General features: G+C 66.5%; 18 protein-coding genes. 13 read left to right on the top strand and 5 right to left on the bottom strand.

Annotated features, from left to right (window positions below; translation table 11 throughout):
* Nucleotides 1–225: 225 nt before the first annotated feature.
* The 10 genes from EWH12_RS00530 to EWH12_RS00485 all read left to right on the top strand — a co-directional run bounded on the left by EWH12_RS00530 (nt 226) and on the right by EWH12_RS00485 (nt 11187).
* A complete protein-coding gene (locus EWH12_RS00530) occupies nt 226–1719 on the top strand; it encodes an agmatinase family protein (RefSeq protein ID WP_066600868.1) in 1494 nt (497 codons plus the stop codon).
* A 105-nt stretch (nt 1720–1824) separates the two neighbouring features.
* Nucleotides 1825–2682 carry an urease accessory protein UreD gene (locus EWH12_RS00525; RefSeq protein ID WP_066600866.1) on the top strand — a complete coding sequence of 286 codons (858 nt, stop codon included), beginning with the start codon at nt 1825–1827 and terminating at the stop codon, nt 2680–2682.
* Between the two features lie 4 nt (nt 2683–2686).
* Nucleotides 2687–2989, top strand: coding sequence for an urease subunit gamma (locus EWH12_RS00520; RefSeq protein ID WP_066600864.1), 303 nt, complete (start codon nt 2687–2689; stop codon nt 2987–2989).
* Entirely contained in the window at nt 2986–3291 is a 306-nt protein-coding gene (locus EWH12_RS00515) for an urease subunit beta (protein ID WP_066600862.1), read from the top strand. Before EWH12_RS00520 ends, EWH12_RS00515 begins: the two co-directional genes overlap by 4 nt.
* A gap of 1 nt (nt 3292) precedes the next feature.
* Nucleotides 3293–5005, top strand: coding sequence for an urease subunit alpha (gene ureC / locus EWH12_RS00510; RefSeq protein ID WP_129925358.1), 1713 nt, complete (start codon nt 3293–3295; stop codon nt 5003–5005).
* Between the two features lie 79 nt (nt 5006–5084).
* Nucleotides 5085–5594, top strand: a complete 510-nt coding sequence (gene ureE, locus EWH12_RS00505; protein ID WP_066600859.1) for an urease accessory protein UreE — start codon at nt 5085–5087, stop codon at nt 5592–5594.
* Nucleotides 5527–6264, top strand: coding sequence for an urease accessory protein UreF (locus EWH12_RS00500; protein WP_242495910.1), 738 nt, complete (start codon nt 5527–5529; stop codon nt 6262–6264). Before ureE ends, EWH12_RS00500 begins: the two co-directional genes overlap by 68 nt.
* Nucleotides 6261–6914 (top strand): urease accessory protein UreG, encoded by a 654-nt coding sequence (gene ureG, locus EWH12_RS00495; protein ID WP_129925357.1) that lies wholly within the window; start codon nt 6261–6263, stop codon nt 6912–6914. The genes EWH12_RS00500 and ureG overlap by 4 nt, the downstream gene beginning before the upstream one ends.
* On the top strand, nt 6914–10270 hold the full coding sequence (locus tag EWH12_RS00490) for a hybrid sensor histidine kinase/response regulator (RefSeq protein WP_129925356.1): 3357 nt from the start codon (nt 6914–6916) through the stop codon (nt 10268–10270). Before ureG ends, EWH12_RS00490 begins: the two co-directional genes overlap by 1 nt.
* Nucleotides 10267–11187, top strand: a complete 921-nt coding sequence (locus EWH12_RS00485; protein WP_129925355.1) for a response regulator transcription factor — start codon at nt 10267–10269, stop codon at nt 11185–11187. The genes EWH12_RS00490 and EWH12_RS00485 overlap by 4 nt, the downstream gene beginning before the upstream one ends.
* 103 nt (nt 11188–11290) lie before the next feature.
* On the opposite strand, the gene EWH12_RS00480 is transcribed toward EWH12_RS00485, so the two are convergent.
* Nucleotides 11291–12292, bottom strand: a complete 1002-nt coding sequence (locus EWH12_RS00480; RefSeq protein ID WP_129925354.1) for an Ldh family oxidoreductase — start codon at nt 12290–12292, stop codon at nt 11291–11293.
* Between the two features lie 108 nt (nt 12293–12400).
* On the opposite strand from EWH12_RS00480, the gene speB reads away from it, so the two are divergent.
* Both speB and EWH12_RS00470 read left to right on the top strand, forming a co-directional pair.
* On the top strand, nt 12401–13444 hold the full coding sequence (speB, locus tag EWH12_RS00475) for an agmatinase (protein WP_129925353.1): 1044 nt from the start codon (nt 12401–12403) through the stop codon (nt 13442–13444).
* Nucleotides 13441–14856: an APC family permease gene (locus EWH12_RS00470; protein ID WP_129925352.1), complete on the top strand. Its 1416-nt coding sequence runs from the start codon at nt 13441–13443 to the stop codon at nt 14854–14856. Before speB ends, EWH12_RS00470 begins: the two co-directional genes overlap by 4 nt.
* Here EWH12_RS00470 and EWH12_RS00465 read toward each other — a convergent pair.
* From EWH12_RS00465 to glmM, 4 genes are read right to left on the bottom strand one after another with little or no spacing between them, the layout of a single operon-like run.
* Nucleotides 14853–15452, bottom strand: a complete 600-nt coding sequence (locus EWH12_RS00465; RefSeq protein ID WP_066600849.1) for a ribonuclease HII — start codon at nt 15450–15452, stop codon at nt 14853–14855. The genes EWH12_RS00470 and EWH12_RS00465 overlap by 4 nt on opposite strands.
* A complete protein-coding gene (thiD, locus tag EWH12_RS00460) occupies nt 15445–16332 on the bottom strand; it encodes a bifunctional hydroxymethylpyrimidine kinase/phosphomethylpyrimidine kinase (RefSeq protein WP_066600847.1) in 888 nt (295 codons plus the stop codon). The genes EWH12_RS00465 and thiD overlap by 8 nt, the downstream gene beginning before the upstream one ends.
* Nucleotides 16329–16553: a DUF1272 domain-containing protein gene (locus EWH12_RS00455; protein WP_129925443.1), complete on the bottom strand. Its 225-nt coding sequence runs from the start codon at nt 16551–16553 to the stop codon at nt 16329–16331. The genes thiD and EWH12_RS00455 overlap by 4 nt, the downstream gene beginning before the upstream one ends.
* Nucleotides 16553–17893 (bottom strand): phosphoglucosamine mutase, encoded by a 1341-nt coding sequence (glmM, locus tag EWH12_RS00450; protein WP_129925351.1) that lies wholly within the window; start codon nt 17891–17893, stop codon nt 16553–16555. Before glmM ends, EWH12_RS00455 begins: the two co-directional genes overlap by 1 nt.
* Before the next feature lie 100 nt (nt 17894–17993).
* On the opposite strand from glmM, the gene EWH12_RS00445 reads away from it, so the two are divergent.
* Nucleotides 17994–19367, top strand: coding sequence for an alanine/glycine:cation symporter family protein (locus tag EWH12_RS00445; RefSeq protein ID WP_129925350.1), 1374 nt, complete (start codon nt 17994–17996; stop codon nt 19365–19367).
* Nucleotides 19368–19409 lie beyond the last annotated feature (42 nt).

The following is a 19409-nucleotide window of genomic DNA, read 5'->3' as shown; positions in this document are numbered from 1 at the left end:
GACGCAGGGTCGTTCGCAGGAACCCTTTGGGCGGCGCAGGCCGCCTCGCAGCAAGCACGCAAAAAGCCTCTCCCATAGCGGCTTGCTCCGGCCCGGACTCCTTGCGGGTCCGGGCCGTCATATCGGGGTAAGCGCGCAATGCTACGTCGTTCACCCCATTGCCGCTCCGCCGCCCGCCCCTAGCTTCCGTGACAAAGGTCAGGGGTGTTAAAAGGGGGTAATGCGATGAGGCTGAAACATGCGCTGCTGGGCGCGTTGCTCGCCGCCACGGTGATTTCGTCGGCGGCGGTCGTCGCCCAGAATGACAAGCCCACCGTGCCCGCCGCGCTGGAAGCCAAGATCAAGACACTGTCCAAGGACAAGCGCGATTTCCTGACTTCCGACCCGGCCGAGATGTTCGCCGGCTCCTACGACAAATTGTTCGAGCGGCTGGCGACCAAGACACCGGAAGAAATCAGCGCCTATATCGAGGCGATGATGGACGCGGTGGCAGCATCAAAGTTCAACGCCAAGACCGACATGGCGGCGATCCCGCTCGATACTGACAATGAAAATTTCAACGGCTGGAAGCTGCGTCGTCCCGCTGGACTTGACCCCAAGCGCGAACCGGGGCCGTTTGAACTCAGCTATTACGCCCATGGTCGCGGCGGCGGCGTTTATGGCGGCGGCATCGCGACCTTCGCCGGCGCGCCGGTCGCGATCTTCCCGGAAGATCTGGTCGCGGGCAAGGTCGATGTCGCGATCGTCGGCGCCCCGCTGGACATGGGATCCGGCTATCGCGGGGCCAAGGGCGGGCCGTCCGCGATGCGCACCCAATATGGCGCGGGCGGCATCGACATGTACACGATGGTCGATCCGTCCAAGGAATTGAAGATCGTCGATTATGGCGACATCGCCGTCGACAATATGTCGACCGAGCGCACCGTCGCCCATGTCCGAGAACGGGTCGCCGAAATCGCCCGCACAGGCGCGATCCCCTTCATCGTCGGCGGCGACCATAGCCTGGAATATAGCGATGTCGCAGGGATAGCCGACGTCCATGGCAAGGGCAGTTTCGGCGTCGTCCATTTCGATTCCCACTATGATGCGGGCAAGGGCGGCGTCCATTTCATCACCCATGGCGCCCCTGTCTATCGCGCGGTCAAGGAAGGCCATGTGCTGGGCAAGAATTATATCCAGGTGGGCCTGCGCGGACCATGGCCGGAGAAGGAAGGCTTCGAATGGATGCGCGACAATGGCGTGCGCTACCATGCGATGCCGGAGGTCGAGAAGAATGGATGGGCCGCGACGATGGAACGCGCGCTCAAGGAAGCGCGGGAGAGTGGCAAGAAGCTCTACGTCTCCTTCGACGTGGACGTGCTCGATCCCGCCTTCATCCCCGGCACCGGCACCCCGGTCCCCGGCGGGCTGACGATGCGGGAGGCGATCCCGATCGTGCGCCGTTTGTGCGCGGAAAATGACCTAGTGGGTTTCGAGATCGTCGAACTCGCCCCCGTGCTGGACCCGACCTATCGCAGCGCCTTGAACGCCAATTTCATCATGCACGCCTGCCTGACCGGGGTGGCGATGCGCAAGAAGGGGATCAGGCAGGCGGGCTATCTGTCCGACCTGACGACCGAGCATGGCCAACCCTTTTATGGCGACAAGGCGGCCAAGGACGGCAAGGCGGAGAAGGTCGATCCCGGTTTCGCGCGGGGCGGTCGTCGGCCGACGACCTGATCGGGTTATTGCGAATGAATGCGGAGGGGTAGCTGGCGGACGCGGGCCACCCTTTTCGTTACATACGTCATATGCCCCATGTCGCGACCTGCCTGCGCTAACCACATGTCTTACATGACCGTGCAACGCGCCATCACCGTGCCGCCCAAGTCCCGGCACCAGCGGGTGGACGGGCGCGCCATGGTCGCCTTTTCCCCGCGCGGCGTCCGCGACATGATGCAGGTGGCGCCGGCGCGGCTGCTGTTCCCCGATGGGCGCGAGGGTGATTTTCCCCTGGCCGTCACCGTCACCACCTGCGGCGGCCTGACCGGCGGCGATCGGCTGGCGCTCGACATCATCGTCGATCCCGGCGCGGCGGCGACGATCGTGCCGCAGGCAGCCGAAAAGCTGTACCGCGCGCTGGACGAGGACGAACCGACCCGCATCGACACCCGCATCAGCATCGGCGCGGGCGCGACCTGCGAATGGCTGGCGCAGGAGGCGATATTGTTCGACCGCAGCCGGATGCGGCGCACGCTCGAAGCGGACCTTGCGCCCGACGCGCGGATGCTGGCGATGGAGATGCTGGTGCTGGGGCGCGGCGCGATGGGGGAAATCTATGCCAGCGGCCTGATCCACGACGCCTGGCGCATCCGGTGCGACGGGCGGCTGGTCTGGGCCGACACGCTCCATGTCGAAGGCGATTTCGCAAGCCAGGGCCGCGCGCCCTTCGGCTTCGGCGACGCCACCGCGATCGCCACGCTTGTCTATGCCGGCCCGGACGCAGGCGACTATCTCGACCTGGCGCGCAGCCTGTTCGAAGGACCGGGCAACGGCGCGACCAGCTTCGACGGCCTGTTGATCCTGCGTCTGACCGCCGCCGATCCGCAGGCGCTGCGCAAGGATGTGATGCGCGCGGCGGGCATATTGCGCGCCGCCATTTTCGGATTGTCGCCAACCATGCCAACCATCTGTTACTGCTAGGGCCATGAATCTCACGGGGCGGGAAAAGGACAAGCTGCTGGTCGCGATGGCCGCGATGGTCGCGCGCGGCCGGCTGGCGCGCGGGGTGAAGCTGAACCATCCCGAAGCGATCGCGCTCATCACCGACCATGTGGTGGAGGGCGCACGCGACGGCCAGTCGGTCGCCGCATTGATGGCGAGCGGCGGCCATGTGCTGACCCGCGATCAGGTGATGGAGGGCATAGCCGAGATGATCCACGACATACAGGTCGAGGCGACCTTCCCCGACGGCACGAAGCTGGTCACCGTGCACAGGCCGATCCGGTGATCCCCGGCGAGATCATCCCCGCCAGCGGCGACATATTGCTCAACGAGGGGCGTGTCCCCGTCACCCTCACTATCGCCAATAGCGGCGACCGGCCGATCCAGGTCGGCAGCCATTATCATTTCGCCGAAACCAACCCGGCGCTGGTCTTCGATCGGGCAGCGGCGCGCGGCTATCGGCTCGACATACCGTCGGGCACTGCCGTCCGCTTCGAGCCTGGCCAGACGCGCGACGTGCAGCTCATTCCCTATGCCGGCGACCGGATCGTCATCGGCTTCCGCGGCGATATGATGGGGAAGCTCTGACATGCCCGTAACCATGACCCGCCGCGCCTATGCCGGCATGTTCGGCCCCACGACCGGCGACCGCGTGCGCTTGGGCGATTCCTCCCTCATCATCCGGGTCGAGGAAGACCGGACCATCTATGGCGAGGAAGTGAAGTTCGGCGGCGGCAAGGTGATCCGCGACGGCATGGGGCAAAGCCAGATGAGCCGGGCGGACGGCGCGCCCGACACCGTCATCACCAATGCGCTGATCCTGGATCATTGGGGTATCGTGAAGGGCGACGTGGCGATCCGCGACGGCCTGATCGCTGCGATCGGCAAGGCGGGCAACCCGGACGTCCAGCCCGGCGTCACCATTCCCATCGGGCCGGGTACGGAGATCATCGCGGGCGAAGGCCGCATCCTGACCGCGGGCGGGATCGACGCCCATATCCATTTCATCTGCCCCCAGCAGGTGGACGAGGCGCTGAATGCGGGCATCACCACCATGCTGGGCGGCGGCACCGGCCCGGCGCACGGCACGCTGGCGACCACCTGTACGCCCGGCGGCTGGCATATCGGACGGATGTTGCAGGCATTGGAAACCATGCCGATGAATTTCGGCCTGTTCGGCAAGGGCAATGCCAGCCAGCCCCAAGCGCTGGAGGAGATGATCCGCGCGGGCGTCTGCGGCCTCAAGCTGCACGAGGATTGGGGCACGACCCCGGCCGCGATCGATTGCTGCCTGTCGGTCGCCGACGACTATGACATCCAGGTCGCGATCCATACCGACACGCTCAACGAAGCGGGCTTCGTCGAAAGCACGGTCGGCGCGTTCAAGGGGCGCACCATCCACGCCTTCCATACCGAGGGTGCAGGCGGCGGCCATGCGCCCGACATCATCAAGGTCGCGGGCCTGCCCAACGTCCTGCCTTCCTCCACCAACCCGACCCGGCCCTATACCGTCAACACGATCGAGGAACATCTCGACATGCTGATGGTCTGCCACCATCTCGACCCGCGCATCGCCGAGGATGTCGCCTTCGCCGACAGCCGCATCCGCAAGGAGACGATCGCGGCGGAGGATATTCTCCACGATCTGGGCGCCTTTTCGATGATGTCGTCGGACAGCCAGGCGATGGGGCGCGTGGGCGAGACGATCATCCGCTGCTGGCAGAGTGCGGACAAGATGAAGCAGCAGCGCGGGTCGCTGGGATCGGACGATGCCGACAGCGACAATTTCCGCGTCAAACGCTACATCGCCAAATATACGATCAACCCGGCGATCGCCCATGGCATCAGCCATATCGTGGGATCAATCGCTGTTGGGAAGCTCGCCGATCTCGTGCTGTGGTCCCCCGCCTTCTTCGCGGTGAAGCCTGACATGGTCATCAAAGGCGGCAGCATCGCGACCGCGCCGATGGGCGACCCGAACGCCAGCATCCCCACGCCTCAGCCGGTCCATTACCGCCCGATGTTCGGCGCCATGGGCCGGGCTGGTGCCCTGTCGTCGCTGCATTTCGTATCGGCGGCGGGAATCGCCGATGGGATTGGCGAACGGCTCCACCTCGCCCGCCCGCTGGAAGCCGTGCGCAACACCCGCAGCGGCATCGGCAAGGCGTCGATGATCCTGAACGACGCGATGCCCGATATTCAGGTCGACCCCGAAACCTATGAAGTCCGCGCCGACGGCGAACTCCTCACCTGCGAACCGGCCAGCGTCCTGCCGTTCGCGCAAAGATATTTCCTGTTCTGATGGGTGCCGCGCCAACCCGATACAGCAATGTGCTCCCGCGCAGGCGGGAGCACATTATAGTCAATTTCGGAGCATCACCATGCTGACCGCCCACACCGTCCTCCCCCACGGCCACTGGTCCGGCCCCGCCGCGGACCATATCATGCTGGATCATGACGCGCGCCACCGCCGCCGCTGGGTCTATACCGCCGATCATGGCACGCTGTTCCTGCTCGACCTCGCCCGCGCAACCGTCCTCAACCATGGCGACGCGGTGCAGCTTTCCGACGGTCGGCTCATTGAAATCCTCGCCGCGCCCGAAGCGCTGGTCGAAGTCACCGCCTCCGATCCGTCCGCGATGATCCGCCTCGCCTGGCATATCGGCAACCGGCATCTGCCCGCCGAACTGCACCCCCACGCGATCCGCCTGCGCGACGATCATGTCATCAACGCGATGCTGGAGGGGCTGGGCGCGACCGTCACCAAAATCCACGCCCCCTTCACCCCCGAAGGCGGCGCCTATTCCGGCGACGGCCACGGTCATGGCCATCATCATCATCACGGCCACGACCACAACCGCGATCACCACCATCACGACCATGCTGGCTGACGCCGCGCTCCACCGCCTGCTCGCCTGGACGTCGCCTTCCTATCCGGTGGGCAGCTTCACCTACAGCCACGGTCTTGAAACAGCGGTGGAGGATGGCCGCATCACGACGGCCGCTCATGTCGCCGCCTATGTCGAAGCGGTGCTGGCGCGCGGCGGCGGCTGGATCGACGCGGTGCTGTTCGTCCACGCCCACCGCGCCGCGCAGGACGATGCCGCCTTCGACGCCCTCTCCGAACTCGCCACCGCCTTTCGCGGCAGCAGCGAGACCGCGCTCGAAAGCCGCCAGCAGGGCGGCTCCTTCCTCTCGGTCACGCGCAAGGCATGGCCCCACCCCGCGCTCGACGCCTTCGCCGCGCGCAATGGCGATCACCCGATCGCCCACGCAACGGTCATGGCGCTCGCCTGCGCCGTCCACCAAATTCCGCTCGAACCGGCGCTGCACGGCTGGCTCCACGCCACCGCCGCCAATCTCGTCTCGGCGGGCGTCCGGCTCGTGCCGCTGGGCCAGACCGATGGCCAACTGGCGCTGGCCGCGCTATCCCACGCCATTCCCGCCATTGCCGCAAAAGCCCTCGCCACCCCGCTCGACGACCTCGGCACCGCCGCCCCGGAACTCGAACTTGCCAGCCTATCCCACGAAACACTTTATACAAGGTTGTTCCGATCATGAATCCGGTTCTTTCTGGCACCAACGGTCCCCTTCGCGTCGGCATCGGCGGCCCGGTCGGCTCCGGCAAGACCGCGCTGACCGACCGCCTGTGCAAGGCGATGCGCGACCATTACAACATCGCCGCCATCACCAACGACATCTACACCCGCGAGGATGCGGAATTTCTCACCCGCTCCGGCGCGCTGGCGCCCGAACGCATCATGGGCGTGGAGACGGGCGGCTGTCCCCATACCGCGATCCGCGAGGACGCCAGCATCAACCTGGCTGCGGTCGATACGATGAGCCGCAAATTCCCCGGCCTGGAGGTCATCTTCATCGAAAGTGGCGGCGACAATCTGGCCGCCACCTTCAGCCCCGAACTGGCCGACATCACCATCTACGTCATCGATGTGTCGGCCGGCGACAAGATCCCGCGCAAGGGCGGGCCGGGCATCACGAGGTCCGACCTGCTGCTCATCAACAAGATCGACCTCGCCCCGCTGGTGGGCGCGGACCTGGGCGTCATGGACAGGGACGCCAGGAAGATGCGCGGGCAGCGCCCCTTCCTCTTCACCAACCTCAAGGACAATATCGGCCTGCCCGCCGTCATCGCCTTCATCGTCGCGACCGGCGGCCTGCGCCCCTGGCCCGCCGATACCGCCGCGATCTGATGGACCGCGCCGCCTATGTCCTGCGCGAAAAGCGGCTCTACAATAAATGGGTCGCCAGCCAGACATTGGAGGATTATGCCCTGCGCTACACCGCCGACAGCGCACGGCGCTGGTCGGCGGGCCAGGTGGCGGGCACCGCGATCGGCGCGACCGCCTTCCTCGCCTGCGAAGCGATCGGCGCGTCGATCACGCTCACCTATGGCTTCGCCAACAGCGTAGCCGCCATCGCCGCCGCGGTCGCTTTGATGTTCGTTATCGGCCTGCCGATCGCCTATCACGCCGCCAAGCATGGTCTGGACATCGACCTGCTGACGCGCGGCGCGGGCTTTGGCTATCTCGGCTCCACCCTCACCTCGCTCATCTACGCCAGCTTCACCTTCCTGCTCTTTTCGGTCGAAGCGACGATCATGGCGGTCGCCTTGAAAGCCATGACCGGGATGCCGATGAGCCTCGCCTATCTGGCGAGCGCGCTGGTGGTCATCCCCATCGCGCTCTACGGCATGAGCGCCATCACCCGCTTCCAGAACGCGACCCAATGGGTCTGGGTCATGCTACAGGTCGCGCCGGTCGCCTATATCCTCTGGTCCGGGCCGGTGGCCTTGGCCGAATGGAGCCGCTTCACCGGCCAGTTGGGCGCGAAGGACGGCAGCGTCAGCCTGCTCTATTTCGGCTTCGCCCTGTCCACCCTCCTCTCCCTTCTGCCGCAAATCGGGGAGCAGGCCGATTATCTGCGCTTCCTGCCCAGCGCGAGGACGATCGGCAAAGGCAAATGGTGGGCGGCGATGCTGGCGGGCGGGCCTGGCTGGACCTTGATCGGCGGCATGAAACTGCTGCTCGGTTCCTGGCTGGCGCATTTCCTGGTCAAAAGCGCGGCGTTGCAGAGCGAGGCGTCCAGCCCCACCGCGATGTTCCAGGGCATCTATACCGCCATGTCGGGCCATGCCGGCCTGTCGCTGATCTTGACCGGCCTGTTCGTCATCATCTGCCAGTTGAAGATCAACGTCACCAACGCCTATGCCGGATCGATCGCCTGGTCGAATTTCTTCGCCCGGCTGACGCACAGCCATCCCGGCCGCGTCGTCTGGCTGATCTTCAACGTGCTGCTCGCTTTGCTGTTGATGGAAGTCGGCATTTTCGACGCGATCGAGGCGATATTGATCCTCTACGCCACAGTCGCGGCAGGCTGGATCGGGGCGCTGGCCGCGGACCTGATGATCTCCAAGCCGCTGCGCCTGTCGCCTGCCGGGATCGAGTTCAAACGCGCCCATCTGTTCGACATCAACCCGGTCGGCATCGGCGCGATGCTGCTGTCCATTTCGGTGTCCGCCATCGCCCATTTCGGCCTGATGGGCGACATCGCCCGCGCCTTCGCCCCGGTGATCGGCATGGCGGTCGCTTTCACCAGCGCCCCGATCATCGCGCTTATCACCCATGGCCGCTATTATATCGCGCGCCGGTCGCACTGGCCCGAAGGCAGCGATATAAAAACCTGCATCATCTGCGAGAACGCCTTCCAGCACGCCGACATGGCGCATTGCCCGATGTACGCCGCGCCGATCTGCTCGCTCTGCTGCACGCTGGAGGCGCGCTGCCACGACCGGTGCAAGACCGACAGTCGCGCGACGCAACAGGCCGCTCGCTGGCTGGAGCGCCTCCTCCCCCGCGCGATCGCCGATTATGTCCATACCCCGGTCGGGCATTTCATCGCCGTCATGAGCATCATCACCCTGGCGAACGGCGCCCTGATGGGCGGCATCGGCTGGCAGGTGGCGCGGCGCGCGCCGTCCTTCGCCGCGCAGACGTCCAGCCTGATGCTGGGCCTGTTCCTGCTCTTCTCGCTGCTGGGCGGGGTGATCGCCTGGATGATCGTCCTCGCCCACCAGAGCCGCCGCAGCGCGATGCAGGAAAGCGAGCATCATGTGCAAAAGCTGATGGAAGAGGTGATCGCGCATGACGTCACCGGCGCGGAATTGCAACGCGCCAAGGAAGCCGCCGAGGCCGCGAACGCCGCCAAGAGCCGCTATCTCGTCAGCGTCAGCCATGAGATCCGATCCCCGCTCAACAGCATCTACGGCTATGCCCAGTTGATGGAGCGCGGTCACGAGATCGCCCCGATCGAGGCGGCCAAGGTCATCCGTCGCAGCGCCGAACATCTGACCAATCTGGTCGAAGGGCTGATGGATATCAGCCAGGTCGAAAGCGGCGTGCTGCGCATCAGCAGCGAGACGGTGCGCCTGTCTCCCTTCGTCGATCAGATCGCCAATATGTTCCGCCCGCAGGCGCAGTCCAAGGGAATCGACTTCCTCTACGAACGGCCCGAAAAACTGCCCGATTTCGTCCGCACGGATCAAAAGCGACTGCGCCAGATCCTGATCAATCTCCTGTCCAACGCGATCAAGTTCACGCGCAGCGGATCGGTCACCTTCCGCGTCCAGTATCGCAGCCAGATGGCCACGTTTGACATCATCGACACCGGCATCGGCATCGCGCCCGATGATCTAAAACGCATTTTCGATCCGTTCGAACGCGGCTCCAATCCCGATGCGCAAAAGCAGAAGGGGATCGGCCTCGGCCTCGCCATCACCCAGGCGCTGGTGCAGATTTTGGGCGGCGACCTGTCCGTGGTCAGCACGGCGGAGAAAGGCACGCAATTCACCGTGCGGCTGATGCTGGGCCATGTCGCGGGCGTGGCCGACAGCCAGCCGGTCGAAACGATCAAGGGCTATGAAGGCGACCGGCGCAAGATATTGCTGATTGACGATGACGCCGTCCAGGTGGCGGTGCTGCGCGGGCTGCTGGAGCCGCTCGACTTCATCGTGTTCGAGGCGCTGAACGGACGCACCGGCATGGAGATCGCCGCACGCGAACAGCCCGACATCGTCCTGCTCGACATCTCCATGCCCGGCGAATCGGGCTGGGACATATGCCGGGCGCTGCGCGAAACGCTGGGCGGCGCGGTCCGCATCGTCATGGTGTCGGCCAATGCGCATGAGTTCCATCGCGGTGGCGATGGCCGCGCGGCGCATGACATGTTCCTGATGAAGCCGGTCGATCTCGACGCGCTGCTCGATGCAATCGCCGATCAGCTACGCATCCGCTGGACCGGCGACCTGCTGCCGACGCCTGCTCCCGCCATCGAAGACGAAGCGATGCCGCCCCTGCCGGAAGAAGCCGCGTCGATCCTGGCCGATATCGAGCAGAAGGCGATCATCGGCCATGTCCGCGGCATCGAATCCAGCATCCGCGCGCTGGAGGAAACCGTGCCCGACGCCGCCCCGCTTACCCGACGCCTCCTCGCCCATCTCGACCGTTTCGACCTCAAGGGGCTGATCAGAACCATAAGGGCCGCCCGATGACCACGCCTTCCCACACCGATACCGTCCTCGTCGTGGACGACACGCCCGAATCGCTGCGCTTTTTGACCGACACGCTGGAAGCGGCCAACATCTCCGTGCTGATCGCCACCAGCGGCGACGCGGCGATCGAACTGCTGGACCATGTCGCCCCCGACCTTATCCTGATGGACGCGGTGATGCCGGGGCTGGACGGGTTCGAGACGACGCGCGCGATCAAGCAGATGCCCGCGGGCGCGCCGATTCCGATCATCTTCATGACCGGCCTCACCGAAAGCGAGCATGTCGTCCATGCGCTGGAGGCGGGCGGCGTCGATTATGTGCGCAAGCCGATCGTGGTCGAGGAGTTGCTCGCCCGCGTGCGCGTCCATATGGCCAATGCGCGCCAGACCCAGGGCGGCCAGTTCGCGCTCGACGCCACGGGGCGGAACCTGATCGCGGTCGCAACCGACGGGCGGCTGAGCTGGAGCACGCCGGGTGCGGAGAAATTGATGGAGGCGCTGGCGCCGGGCTGGTCGCGCGGCGACGCCGCGCCGCCTGCGCTGCTGCGCAACGCCGTCGGACGGCTGCTGGCCGACGATCTCGCCCCCGGCGCGACGGCGAAGGCGGACAGCGGCCAGGGCGATACGGTCGAACTCATCATCGTCGGGCGACCGCGCCGCGACGAGATATTGATCCGCCTCAACCATATCGACCCGCAGGCCGATATCGGCCGGCTGCAAAGCCATTTCAGCCTGACCCAGCGCGAGGCCGAAGTGCTGCTGTGGATCAGCTACGGCAAGCCCAACCGCGTCATCAGCGAGATATTGGTCATCAGCCCGCGCACGGTGAACAAGCATCTGGAGCAGATTTTCGAGAAATTGGGCGTAGAAACGCGCGCCGCCGCCGCCGCCTTCGCCGTCCGGGTGATCGCGCACTGAGGGGAGCAATCGCTTACCTTCTCCCCTTGGGGGAGAAGGATACGCAGCCTTACGCGCGCAGCGCGTTAGGCGAAGTTGGAAGAGGGGGAATGCGCCGTCCCATTCACAACAAGCCCTCCAACCGCGCCCGCATCTCACCACTCACCGCCACCCCCTCCCGCAGCGCTCTATCCCGCGCGGCGAAGCGCCGGTCGCCCGGCATCCGCTCCTGCCCGGCCGCACGCAATGCCTCGACCAACTGCTCGACCCGCGCCGCAAACCCCGCCGCCGATCCGCCGCGCGCCGGGTCGATCAATATCACACACTCGCCAGTACAGGGCGTCTGCGCGCCGGGATGCCCCGACCAATCGACCTCGTGCGAATAGAGCCCGCCAGTCAAAGCGGCGGCCATGATCTCGATCATCATCGCGATCGCCGCGCCCTTATGCCCGCCAAAGGGCAGCAGCGCGCCGCCATCCAGCACCGCGCGCGGATCGCGGGTCGGCCGCCCCGCCGCATCGACGCCCGCCCCTTCCGGCAGGTCATGCCCCTCGCGCGCGGCGATCTGCACATCGCCATGGGCCAGCACGCTCACCGCCTGGTCGAACACGATGATCTTGCCCCCGCCACGCGGCGCGGCGAAGGCCAGCGGATTGGTGCCATAAACGGGCTTTCCCGCGCCGGGCGGGACCACGACGGCCATGCTGTCCACCATCGCGATCGCAACCAGCCCCGCCTCCGCAAAGGGTTCGACATCGGGCCATAGTGCGGCGAAATGATGCGATCGCCGGATCGCGACGACGCAGGCGCCAGTCGCGCATGCCCTGTCCATCGCCAAGGGCGCGGCAACGGCCAGCGCAGGCTGGGCAAAGCCATTGGCGGCATCGACCCGCAGAAAGGATGCGCCGCCATCCTCCACCACCGGCTCGGCCCGCCCATCGACCCAGCCGCTGCGCAGCGTCGCAACATAACCCGGCATCCGGAATAGCCCATGGCTCATCGCCCCGTCCCGCTCCGCCCCGGCGCAGTTGCGGGCGAGTATATCCGCCACGCCGGGCGACGCGCCGTTGGCGATGAAGATGCGGGTCAGCAGCGCCACCAGCGCGTCGAAATCCATATGGGTCATGGTCACCACCCTCCCCCGCTTTGCCCTGCGGCGCAACGGCCTGCGCGCGACAGGCCATACGTCCTTCGCCCCATTGCCGCCCCTTGGCCGCCGTCCAGACTGACGCCCATGGCCCATGATCCGATCGACCTTGATGCACTCCGCCGCCTCTATGCCGGGGGTGGCGGGGCAGACATTCACGACCCCCATTTCCGCGAGGTGGCGGGACTGCAATTCAAGAGCGGCGACAAGCGCCGCTGGCCCTTCGCCCAGCCGTCCACGCTGCTGGACGCGCCCTATATCGCCGGCGGGCTGGCGCCGGAGACGCTCGACCGGCTGGACGTCGCGCTGGTCGGCGTGCCGATGGACCTAGGCGTCACCAACCGGCCGGGCGCACGCTATGGCCCGCGCGCGGTGCGGGCGATCGACCGCATCGGCCCCTATGAACATAAACTGCGCGTCGCGCCGATGAACGCGCTCAAGGTCGCGGACGTGGGCGATGTCGCGATGCAGAGCCGCTACGACCTGGCGCTCTGCCATGCGGACATCGAAGAATGTTACGCGATGATCGGCGCCACCCGCGCGATCCCGCTGTCGGTCGGTGGCGACCATAGCATCACCGGATCGATCATGAAGGGACTGGCCGCTGCCAAAGGCCCTATGGGCATGGTCCATTTCGATGCCCATTGCGACACCGGCGGTATTTATGAAGGCTCCAAATTCCACCATGGCGCACCCTTCCGCGAGGCCGTGCTTGCCGGGGTGCTGGACCCGAAGCGATCGATCCAGATCGGCATCCGGGGCGGCGCGGAATATCTGTGGGAGTTTTCCTACGCCAGCGGCATGACGGTCATCCATGCCGAAGACTGCGCAGCCATGGGCATGGACGCCGTCGTCGCGAAAGCGCTGGAGGTCGTCGGCGACGGGCCGACCTATGTGACGTTCGACGTCGACGGGCTGGACCCGGTCTATGCGCCGGGCACCGGCACGCCGGAAATCGGCGGGTTGTCGACGCGCGAGGCGCTGCACCTGCTGCGCGGGCTGGCGGGGATCGACATCATCGGGGGCGACGTCGTGGAGGTCGCGCCCGAATATGATCCGACCACGGTGACGGCGCAGGCCGCTGCCCAGATGCTGTTCCAGTTGCTCTGCCTGGTGCAGTTGCGCCGATGAATGTTGCGGCGGAGCCAGCGCTGAAGCGCGGCGTCACCGGACCGGGCTATTTCGCGCTCGCCTTCGGCACGATCGTCGGGTCCGCCTGGATGGTGCTGATGGGCGAATGGGTCGCGCCCGCGGGACCGGGCGGCGCGGTGCTGGCCTTTCTGGGCATGACCCTGCTGATGGTGCCGGTCGCGGCCGCCTATGCCGAACTGGTCGCCCGCGTGCCGCGCGCAGGGGCGGAGTTCGTGTTCGTCGAAAAGGCGTTCGGACCATGGCCCGGCTTCGTCACCGGATGGTATCTGACGCTCTATTTCGTCGGTATCGCTGCGTTCGAGGGGCTGGCCCTGTCCTGGTTCCTGGAAAATCTCGCGCCGTCGCTCAGCGGGCAGGCCCCGCTCTATACGCTGCTCGGCCGGCCGATCACGGCGATGGACCTGATCGTCGGACTGGCGGGCGCGGTGGTGATGACCATCCTCAACGCATCGGGCGCGACGATCGCGGTGGGCTTCCAGAAGATCGTGACCTTCGCCTTCCTCACCGCGTCGGCCGTGCTGGTGCTGCTGGGCTTCGCGCAGGGCGATACGGGGAACTGGCACCCGCTGTTCGAATCGGCGCAGGATCGCAGCTTCGCCGGCGGCATGTTCGTGATGCTGGGCGTTGCGGGCATGTGGCTGTCGGGGTTCCAGACCGCCGCGTCGGCGGTGGAGGAACGCGCGCCCGGCACCAGTTTCCACACCGTCGCCCGCGCCATGATGGCGGCGGTGGCGGTCGCGGCTTTGTTCTACAGCCTCATCATCCTGGCGTCGGCGTCGCTGGCGCCATGGCGCGACCTGACGTCCGGCGCGCTGCCGGTCGCTGCCGCCTTCGACCATGCGCTGGCGGGAGGGCTGGCCACCAAGGGGATCATCCTGGTCGCCATGGCGTCCCTGCTCAAGACGTGGAACGCGATGCACCTGTCCGCGACGCGCGTCATCCTGGCGCAGGCGCGGGCGGGGTTCCTGCCCGCCAGCCTCGCCCATATCGACGCGCGCACCGGCGCGCCGCGGCGCGCCGCGCTGCTGGTGGGGCTGTGGACCTGCCTTGGCGTGCTGGCAGGGCGCGGCGCGATCGGCCCGATCATCTCCATGGGGACGATGTGCACCACCGCCATCGCCGCGGTCGCGATGCTCGCGCTGATGCGGCTGCGCAGCCGCGACAAGGGCGCGACTCCGCCCGCTTTCGTGCTGGCAGGGGGCAGTCCGCTGCTGGTCGCGATCAGCATCGGCGCCGCCGTGGTGGCGAGCGCCGCCATCGCCACGCCGTTCGGCGTCAGCGACGGGATGCCGGTCGAAATCTGGCTGATGCTCGGCTGGCTGGCGCTGGGCGGCGGGATGGTGATGGCGCAGCGACTGCTGATGGGCGCGCCGACGGTGCAGCCGGCTTAAAGCAATATCAATTGCGCGACCGGCGCGAAGCTGCGGCGGTGCAGTGGGGTCGGGCCATGTTCGCGCAACGCGGCCAGATGGCGGGCGCTGCCATAGCCCTTGTTCGTGTCCCATCCATAATGGGGATGCTGCGCAGCGGCCTCCACCATCATCCGGTCGCGGCTTTCCTTGGCGATGATCGAGGCGGCCGCGATCGACAGGCATTTGGCGTCGCCCTCCACGATCGCTGTCGAGGCCCAGCGCCATGTCGGGCAGCGATTGCCGTCCACCAGCACATGCGCACAATCGTGCCCCAGCGCTTCCACCGCGCGGGTCATGGCCAGCATCGTCGCCCAGAGAATGTTGATCTGGTCGATCTCTTCCACGCTGGCGACACCGACGCCCCAGCAGAGTGCGCGCGCCTTGATCTCCACCTCCAGCGCTGCCCGGCGTTTGGCCGTCAATTGCTTGCTATCGTTGAGGCCGTCGGGGCAATCCTCCGCGCGCAGGATGACGGCGGCGGCGACCACCGGTCCCGCCAGCGGACCACGCCCCGCTTCGTCCACGCCGGCGACCAGGCCTGGATGATGGCGCATCTCGTGGCAAAAATCAGGCATGGTCGGAATAGCGCGCGGCCAAGGCCGCTGCGTCCCAGCCGGTCGGGTCGACCGCCGCCAACAGATGGTAGAAGGGCGTCAGACCCAGCGCATGGCCCATCGGACCATGGCCCTGCCCCAGCCCCGGCGCCGCGGCCAGAACCGCCGCGACGAAGGCTTCCGCCCGGTCGGCCGCGTCGGCCAGCGACAGGCCGCCGCCCAAGCCGGTCGCGATGGCGCTGGCCAAAGTGCAGCCGGTGCCATGGCTGTTGCGGGTTTCGATCCGCGCGACCGCATAGTCCGCGACCATATCCTCATCGATCAGCAGATCGTGGATCAACGGGCGATCGTCGTCGGCCTGCTGCGGCAGATGCCCGCCCTTGGCGAAGATGACCGCGCCGGTGCGATCGCGCAGCGCCTGTCCGGCCGCCTCCAGCGCCTCGACATCGCCGATCGTCCTGCCGGTCAGCGCTTCCAACTCCGGCACATTGGGGGTGATGACACTCGCCACGGCCATCAGCCTCTCGAAGGCGGCGATGGTTGCTGCATCCGCCAGCAGCGACCCGCTGGTCGCGACCATGACCGGATCGAAAACGATAGGGACATCCTGCAATTGCGCCAGGCGATCCGCGACCGCTGCGGCCGTCTGCGCCGATCCGATCATGCCGATTTTCACCGCATCCACGCCGATGTCGCTGATACAGCTTTCGATCTGCGCCAGCACCATGGCGGTCGGCACTGGATGGACGCCTTGCACGCCCAGCGTGTTCTGCGCGGTGATGGCGGTGATGGCGGTCATGGCGTGGCCGCCCAGCATCGTCACGGTCTTGATATCCGCCTGGATACCCGCGCCGCCCCCGCTGTCGGAACCGGCGATGATGAGGATGCGCGCAGGCTTCATCCCTTGAAGTGCCGCTCCGTCGAGGCGGGATTGTTCGCCAGCGCCTTGCCCACGCGGCTGGGCCGGTCCATCAGTTCGCCGCCGCAATTGGGGCAGCGATCGTCCAGCGCCTCGGCACAGGGCGCGCAAAAGCTACATTCGAACGAACAGATGAACGCGCCAGGTTCGTCGGCCGGCAGGTCCGTGCCGCAGCGTTCGCAATCTGGGCGCATCGCAAGCATCACGCCGCCGCCTTCTCGACCGCCGCGCAGATGCGCTCCACCACATCCTTGACCTGATCCGCCTTGTCGCCTTCGGCCATCACGCGGATCACCGGCTCGGTGCCGGACGGGCGGATGACGAGGCGGCCGGTGCCGTTCAGTTCCGCTTCCGCCTGCGCGATCACGCGCTTGACCTCGTCATGCTCCAGCGGCTTGCCGCCGGAGAAGCGGACATTCTTGAGCAGTTGCGGGACGGGATCGAACTGGTGCAGCGTCTCGCTGGCGGGCTTGCCCGAACGCACCAAGGCCGCCAGCACCTGCAACGCCGCGACCGTGCCGTCGCCGGTGGTGGCGTAATCGGACAGGATCATGTGACCGGACTGTTCGCCGCCCAGATTGAAGCCGCCCTCGCGCATCCGTTCCAGCACATAGCGGTCGCCGACCTTGGTACGCTCCAGCGCGATACCCCTGGCCGCCAGGAAGCGTTCGAGGCCAAGATTGGACATGACGGTCGCGACCAGCCCGCCGCCGCGCAGCGTGCCTTCGGCCATGAAATTGGCGGCGATCAGCGCCATGATCTGGTCGCCATCGACGATCTGGCCCTGTTCGTCCACGACGATCAGCCGATCGGCGTCGCCGTCCAGCGCGATACCGACGTCGGCACCGGACGACACCACGGTTTCCTGCAACAGCAAAGGCGCGGTCGATCCGCAGCCGTCGTTGATGTTGGTGCCGTTGGGCGTCACCCCGATCGCCACGACCGTCGCGCCCAGTTCCCACAGCGCCGACGGCGCGACCTGATAGGCGGCGCCATTGGCGCAATCGACCACGATCTTGAGCCCGTCGAGGCGCAGGTCGGCGGGAAAGCTGGACTTGACCGCATGGATGTAGCGGCCGCGCGCATCCTCGACCCGGCGGGCGCGGCCGATATCCTTGGATGCGGCGAGCGGGATGTCCTGCCCGATCAGCGCCTCGATCTTCAGCTCATCCTCGTCCGACAACTTATAGCCGTCCGGCCCAAACAATTTGATCCCATTGTCGAAATAGGGATTGTGGCTGGCCGAGATCATGACGCCCAGGTCCGCGCGCATCGAATGGGCGAGCAGCGCGACCGCAGGCGTCGGGATCGGCCCGAACTGGACCACGTCCATGCCCACGGCGGTAAAGCCCGCGACCAGCGCATTTTCCACCATATAACCCGACAGGCGGGTATCCTTGCCGATCACTACGCGATGGCGATGGCTGCCGCGCAGGAAATGGGTGCCGGCGGCCATGCCGACCTTCATCGCCAGTTCCGCCGTCATCGGCCATTGGTTGGTGCGGCCGCGGATGCCGTCGGTGCCGAAATATTGCCTGCTCATGCCCCTTCCTTGCACCCATCGGGGCCGCCCGATCAACCCGCCGCGATCGCATGAGCAATCTTTAATCGACTTTCCCGCGATCCGGCGGCATCCGGGGGCGATGGAAAATTTCAACGCCTTCATCGACGGCCTCTCCGCCGCCGTCTTTTTCAAGGTGCCGCTATTTGGCGCGCAGATCGAACTGATCGTGCTCTATCTGGCGCTGCCGATGCTGTTCTTCACGCTCTGGCTGGGCTTTCCCAACATCCGGCAGGTCGGGCGCGCGATCCATATCCTGCGCACGCAGCCGCAGGAAGGCGAGGCGAAGGGCGATGTCAGCCAGTGGGCAGCGCTCTCCACCGCGCTGTCGGGTACGATCGGCCTCGGCAATATCGCCGGCGTCGCAGTGGCGCTGACCATGGGCGGGCCGGGCGCGATCTTGTGGATGTTCATCATCGGCTGGTTCGCGATGACGGTGAAAATGGCGGAGGTCACGCTGGGCCTCAAATATCGCGTGTTCGACGCGCAGGGCCATGTCCATGGCGGGCCGATGTATGTGCTCAAAGCCGTGGGCGCGGCGCGCGGCTGGCCCAAGGTCGGGCTGGCGCTGGGCGGCGCCTACGCCTTTTTCGCGCTGTTCGGAGCGATCCCGATGGTGCAGGTCAACCAGAGCTTCGCGCAGGTGAAGGTCGTCACCGGCCTGACCAACGGCTGGGCCTATGGCGTGTTCCTGGCCGGCGCGGTGGCGCTGGTGACGCTGGGCGGCGCGGCCTGGCTGGGCGAGGTGGCGAAGCGACTGACCCCGCTCAAGGTCAGCGTCTATCTGCTGGGCGTCGTGGCGATCCTGATCCTGCATCTTGGCGAGATACCCGGCGCGCTGGCGCTGATCTGGAAAGGCGCATGGAGCGGACAGGCCGCGACCGGCGGCGCGGTCGGCGCTTTCGTCGCCGGGATGCGGCGCGCTGTCTTCGCCAGCGAGGCGGGCGTGGGGTCCGCCGTCATGGCGCACAGCCTGGCGCGGACCCAGCATCCGGTATCGGAAGGGCTGGTCGCGCTGCTGGAGCCGCTGCTCGGCACGATGATCGTGTGCGCGCTGGGCGGCCTGGCGCTGGTGGTCGCGGGAACGTGGAATACGGGGCTGGAAGGGATCGCGATCACATCGGCCGCCTTCGCCCAGGTGTCGCCCTGGTTCCCCTGGCTGCTGGCGGTCGTCGTGTTCCTGTTCGCCTATTCGACACTGGTCGCCTGGGGCTTTTATGGTTTGCAGGCCTGGGGCTATCTGTTCGGCAACGGGCCGCGGGCGCAATGGACCTACAAGATCCTCTATGTCGTCGCCCTGCCCCCCGCCGCCGCGATCGACTTGGGCCGCGTGGTCGGCATCGTCGACAGCAGCTTTTTCCTGATGGCCATCCCCAACGTCATCGCGCTCTATCTATGCGCCGGGGAATTGCGCCGGGATGTGAAAGCCTATCTGTCGAGGGACGCGGATAGCTAACATGACCCCATCTACGAAAAGGCCCCGCGCCTTTCGGAGCGG

This window comes from Sphingobium cupriresistens, assembly GCF_004152865.1.
Taxonomy (GTDB): Bacteria; Pseudomonadota; Alphaproteobacteria; order Sphingomonadales; family Sphingomonadaceae; genus Sphingobium; species Sphingobium cupriresistens.
This window is presented reverse-complemented; position numbering and strand designations above follow the sequence as displayed.

What these genes read in the sequence shown, in the direction of transcription:
- EWH12_RS00480 (WP_129925354.1), bottom strand. Translation starts at nt 12,292, where the DNA reads ATGACCCATATGGATTTCGACGCGCTGGTGGCGCTGCTGACCCGCATC.
- EWH12_RS00470 (WP_129925352.1), top strand. Translation starts at nt 13,441, where the DNA reads ATGAATGTTGCGGCGGAGCCAGCGCTGAAGCGCGGCGTCACCGGACCG.
- EWH12_RS00490 (WP_129925356.1), top strand. Translation starts at nt 6,914, where the DNA reads ATGGACCGCGCCGCCTATGTCCTGCGCGAAAAGCGGCTCTACAATAAA.
- EWH12_RS00525 (WP_066600866.1), top strand. Translation starts at nt 1,825, where the DNA reads ATGTCTTACATGACCGTGCAACGCGCCATCACCGTGCCGCCCAAGTCC.
- EWH12_RS00500 (WP_242495910.1), top strand. Translation starts at nt 5,527, where the DNA reads ATGGCCATCATCATCATCACGGCCACGACCACAACCGCGATCACCACC.
- speB (WP_129925353.1), top strand. Translation starts at nt 12,401, where the DNA reads ATGGCCCATGATCCGATCGACCTTGATGCACTCCGCCGCCTCTATGCC.
- EWH12_RS00485 (WP_129925355.1), top strand. Translation starts at nt 10,267, where the DNA reads ATGACCACGCCTTCCCACACCGATACCGTCCTCGTCGTGGACGACACG.
- ureE (WP_066600859.1), top strand. Translation starts at nt 5,085, where the DNA reads ATGCTGACCGCCCACACCGTCCTCCCCCACGGCCACTGGTCCGGCCCC.
- EWH12_RS00530 (WP_066600868.1), top strand. Translation starts at nt 226, where the DNA reads ATGAGGCTGAAACATGCGCTGCTGGGCGCGTTGCTCGCCGCCACGGTG.
- glmM (WP_129925351.1), bottom strand. Translation starts at nt 17,893, where the DNA reads ATGAGCAGGCAATATTTCGGCACCGACGGCATCCGCGGCCGCACCAAC.
- EWH12_RS00520 (WP_066600864.1), top strand. Translation starts at nt 2,687, where the DNA reads ATGAATCTCACGGGGCGGGAAAAGGACAAGCTGCTGGTCGCGATGGCC.
- ureC (WP_129925358.1), top strand. Translation starts at nt 3,293, where the DNA reads ATGCCCGTAACCATGACCCGCCGCGCCTATGCCGGCATGTTCGGCCCC.
- EWH12_RS00455 (WP_129925443.1), bottom strand. Translation starts at nt 16,553, where the DNA reads ATGCTTGCGATGCGCCCAGATTGCGAACGCTGCGGCACGGACCTGCCG.
- ureG (WP_129925357.1), top strand. Translation starts at nt 6,261, where the DNA reads ATGAATCCGGTTCTTTCTGGCACCAACGGTCCCCTTCGCGTCGGCATC.
- thiD (WP_066600847.1), bottom strand. Translation starts at nt 16,332, where the DNA reads ATGAAGCCTGCGCGCATCCTCATCATCGCCGGTTCCGACAGCGGGGGC.
- EWH12_RS00465 (WP_066600849.1), bottom strand. Translation starts at nt 15,452, where the DNA reads ATGCCTGATTTTTGCCACGAGATGCGCCATCATCCAGGCCTGGTCGCC.
- EWH12_RS00445 (WP_129925350.1), top strand. Translation starts at nt 17,994, where the DNA reads ATGGAAAATTTCAACGCCTTCATCGACGGCCTCTCCGCCGCCGTCTTT.